Source organism: Streptomyces sp. NPDC101166, assembly GCF_044768125.1.
GTDB lineage: Bacteria > Actinomycetota > Actinomycetes > Streptomycetales > Streptomycetaceae > Streptomyces.
The window spans coordinates 1-1,122 of sequence record NZ_JBIWPF010000273.1; the positions used below are offsets into that span (position 1 = coordinate 1).

Here is a 1,122-nt window from a genome sequence, read left to right on the forward strand (position 1 = left end):
GTCTCGCCCGCCTCGGCCAGACCGGCGACCTCGAACGAAGTGTTCTCCGCGACCTCGTCGGCGGTCACACCGGGGTGCAGCGACAGCGCGCGCAGGGTGTGGTCCGGGCCGTTGAAGTCGAACACGCCCAGGTTCGAAACCACCCGGTGCAGGTGGTGGAACCGGTAGGCCGGGTTCTCCGGGTCGATCTTGTCGTAGCCGATACCGGAGACGATGTCGACCTGGTCCACGAACACCCGCTTGTTGTGCTTGGGCACGAAGTAGCTGGTGGCGTGGTTGATGGTGTTGCCCGGCGCGCCGCGCACACCGAACATCTGGCGGGTCGGCTGCTGCAGCGGGCCGAACGCCGACAGGTTCTGGTTGCCGAAGCGGTCGATCTGGTTGGCGCCCATGACCACGTGGCGGCGACCGGAGTTCACGACGTCGAAGACCTTCGAGAACGGGATCCAGCCCTCGATGGGAGCCTTGCCGCCGATCGGCGGGACCTCGGCGAAGAACAGCGCCTCACCGTCGGACAGCAGCAGGTCGGGCTCGAAGGTGAGCCGCGCCAGGCGCGCGCCGATGGTGGTGACGGTGGACATCGGGGAGGCCATGATCTCGCCCGCGCCCCGGAAGATCTCCGCGGCCGCGACGACGCAGATCTCGGCCCGAGTGATCGTGGTGGTGTCGGTCATTACTTCTGCTCCTCGGCGAAAGCCTTGACGGCGGCCTGGTATTCGGCCTCGGACACGTCCAGGAAGCGAGCCTTGAACTCGGCCCACGACTCGGGGGTCTTGGCGGCCTCGACGTAGTGGCGCTGGAACTTCTCGTCGCGGCCGTAGCTGCCGGAGAAGGTGAAGTGCGCGCCGCCGGGAGCCTCGACGACTCCGTCGACCATCATGCGGTTCAGGACGAGGGACTGCGTCGGAACGGCTTTCACCAGTTCCTCGGTCTCGACCAGGCGGTCCACCGACAGGTAGCGCTTCTCGGCCGAGAGCAGGTACAGGTCGTCCATGTACGGGTCGACGCCGGTGTAGGCGGCGTTGCCGTGCTTGTCGCCCAGGTCCAGGTGCACGAAGGCGGCGTCCAGGTTCAGCGCGGGCATGGCGACCAGGGTCTCGTTCTTGCCGTCGGTCGGGTACG

2 protein-coding genes are annotated in these 1,122 nt (G+C 67.3%); both read right to left on the reverse strand.

All coding sequences use genetic code 11. The features are described from left to right. Positions 1 to 674: CoA-transferase (locus ACIRS4_RS38330; RefSeq protein WP_404204917.1), on the reverse strand; the 674-nt coding region annotated here is incomplete at its 3' end. After that, the coding region (locus tag ACIRS4_RS38335; protein ID WP_404204919.1) for a CoA-transferase at positions 674 to 1,122 on the reverse strand (449 nt) is incomplete at its 5' end. The genes ACIRS4_RS38335 and ACIRS4_RS38330, both read right to left, overlap by 1 nt.